Source organism: Variovorax sp. CF313, from assembly GCF_000282635.1.
In the GTDB taxonomy this organism is placed as follows: Bacteria; Pseudomonadota; Gammaproteobacteria; order Burkholderiales; family Burkholderiaceae_C; genus Variovorax.
In genome coordinates this window covers 1-2,793 of the sequence record NZ_AKIW01000062.1, presented here as the reverse complement: position 1 = coordinate 2,793, position 2,793 = coordinate 1, and the positions used below count along the sequence as shown (strand labels likewise).

Genomic DNA, 2,793 nt, shown 5'->3' with positions numbered 1-2,793 from the left:
GGCCATCGGGGGCGCCGTCGGCTCCATCGCAAGCCAGGCAGTAGGTATCGCCATCGGCGCTCAAGATGGCTTCAGCTGGAAGGGGGTGGCTCTGGGGGCTATTGGCGGTGCGGTATCAGCGGGCTTGGGTGGCGCAAACGTACTTCCCGACACGGGCAACGCGTTTGTCAACGGAGCAATGCGTGGAGCCCTCGGCAGCACCATCACACAAGGCGTTGCAGTCGTGACCGGGCTGCAAGACAAGTTCAGCTGGAAGAGCGTGGCAGCCAGTGCGGTAAGCGCTGGCGTAAGCCAGGGGCTGAACTCAGCGATGCAGTACGACCCCAAAGTGCAGTTCGATTTCGGGAAGAGCTTTGTTTCCGGATTCGGTGGCGCTCTGGTGGGGACAGTCGTACGGGGCGGCAAGATCAGTGGCGCGCAAATTGCGGCAGACGCGTTCGGCAACATCATTGGGGATGCTCTTGCAAAGGCCAATAATGTGCCGGGGGTAGTTAGCGCACAAGAGAAGGCGCGCATCCTGGGGTACTTTGCAGACGGGCCTGGCACCGGGTTTGATCTTGTGGGGGCTCCGCCTGCGCGCCCCTCCGCTAACGATGTGGCTGTGCCCCAAGCTCATATGGCAAACGTATTGGCCTCATCAAGCGACGGCGGCGGGCAGCCCGTGAGATTTTCACGCGGCAATCCCGTGTCGACGGGCACGGCGCTCGATGCCAGCGGCGCCTTAGATGCCATCAACTCGGCCTTCACCCTGGGGAGTGACTCGGCTGAAATGCTGCGCGCCATCAGAGTCGATGGCACGGCTGAGACCTGGAGCCCCACTCAGTCCCTCATGTATTCCGACGGCAATGGCTACCCACTGAGTAAAGCCGGGCTGTTTCTGGATGGCATGCTGTCAGGAAGCAATTTCACGCGGGGAATGGTTGATAGCAGCACGCTAAACAGCGAGCAGTGGATGATGGTCAACGGTCGTTTGGGTCATCTGAACGACAACTATGACAGTCCCGGTTTGTGGCGCGACATCAAGACTGGTTTCGATGGCGTGTTCGGCATCCAGCCAAATGACCTTTTGACGCCCGATTTAGCGCGAGAGAAGGGCATGCTCATCGCGCTGCAAATCAACGATCTGAACAATCGCAACAGCAACTTGCTTGGGCCAGACTTCCAGCCGCGTTTTCCTGCACTGTCGGGGCTCCCGATCAACCCGGAGGTGTGGAACGACACGCCCCCAGCAACGACGACAATTTTCGAAGCTGCGCGTCAAAATCGCGTCAGGATCAACACAGCGGGTTCTTCGTCGGGATGGAAGAACTTGGGCGCGACCTTTGGGAGCGCGGTGTACAACGCAGCCTTGGCCGAGAGCGGGCAACCCGGGCCGATGCTGGCGCAGCCGAATGCGGCAGAGATGAACGCGGGGTTCGCGACGCTGGGGGCGGCCCTGTCGATCGGCAACGAAGTCGGTGGGCCGATAGTTGTGGGAGGATTGCTTGCCAGAGCAGAATCAGTTGCGATTAGTCGATCAGCCAGCAGCCGCCTAGAGGGATCAACAAGAGGGTTGATTGCGCGTAGCGATGATCTCGTTGACGGGTTGGACATGTTCGGCAGGCCCATATCAGCCCGTACACAAAAAATCCTTGACAATTTCGGCAATGCTCGTCGCGTCCTAGTTGAGGACGCCCGTGGCAATACATCACCGGTTCTAATCGTTGAGGGACTTGGGCGACGTGAGGTGAAAGTAAGCGATCTTGGACGATTGCAAGCCGCAACTGGGAATGAGTTTTCACTCTTCCGAGGACCAAACGGAGAACGTGTATTGCTTCAAGGCCAGCTCAATGAGCTTGCAATCCCGAATCGGTATGTAGGAAATGGATGGAAGTGGTCTGGTCACTCACATCCGTATGGTGTTGAGGCAAGTTCAGCGGACAGGCTGGTCCTTCAGGCCTTTGGCCAAGAGAAGTCAGTTATTAAGGGCGCAGCTACTGGCGAGCAAAGAACGTTTACTCAGTTTCAAGACCTATCAAATTGGCTGCCCGGAAGATAAAAATGAATATTCCACAATTGATTTGCCCGATATGCAATAAACCTATTGAGGAGGGGCAGTCGCGCTTTTATTTTCCTAAGCTGCATCCATCTCACGAGCTAGCTGATCTGCATGGGGTACTGCACTTGGACTGCATTCGCTCGATTGATCGCTCTCGACACGTCGGTCAAGCTCTAGCTGTTCTCACAGCGGAGCTTGCAAGTCATTCAAAGACAGCGCCCCTTCTTTTGAGGGATGGCAATATTATTTTGCGCGACTTTAGGCTGGATGAATCTCGAATTGAGATAGCTGATTACGAAAATTTTTGCGAAATCAGCCTTCCCATTAACTCGTTAAAAAATATTCAAGAGAGCACTTCGAAAGAAGCAATAGCACTTGGCCTTCAAATACTACACATTAACCAAGATCAATTTTTAGAAATTGAATTCAAGAAGCCGGCCTTTACGGTTGATCTTCCAACCCTTTCGTTCAGCAGATTCGTATCTATGTTGATCGCAGCGAACGTCTTGCAGTAGATTGAAGGAATGACTACATCGGTGAAGGGTTAGAGAACGGTCCTTCGCGCGCGACGCGCCTTGATATCGACGACGCGGGCGTGGGCAAGGTCACGACCTACGCCTATGACCTGGGCGGCCGGCGCATCCGCGAGACCACCGTGCAGGGCGGCGTCACCTACCAGGACAACCAGATGGCCTACGACGCACTGGGCCGCCTGCGCTGGTTGGCCGACACCAACGCCTACATCACTATCGACT

At 55.9% G+C, this 2,793-nt stretch carries 1 protein-coding gene and 1 pseudogene; both read left to right on the top strand.

Features of this window, described 5'->3' with window-relative positions; genetic code table 11:
• A pseudogene (locus tag PMI12_RS28785) lies at nucleotides 1–2,038 on the top strand (hypothetical protein); the annotation flags it as partial.
• A gap of 2 nt (nucleotides 2,039–2,040) precedes the next feature.
• On the top strand, nucleotides 2,041–2,553 hold the full coding sequence (locus tag PMI12_RS28780) for a hypothetical protein (RefSeq protein WP_157632208.1): 513 nt from the start codon (nucleotides 2,041–2,043) through the stop codon (nucleotides 2,551–2,553).
• The last annotated feature ends 240 nt before the right edge of the window (nucleotides 2,554–2,793 follow it).

Bases quoted from the DNA above. Each gene is read 5' to 3' on its own strand.
- PMI12_RS28780 (WP_157632208.1), top strand. From the start codon at position 2,041: ATGAATATTCCACAATTGATTTGCCCGATATGCAATAAACCTATTGAG.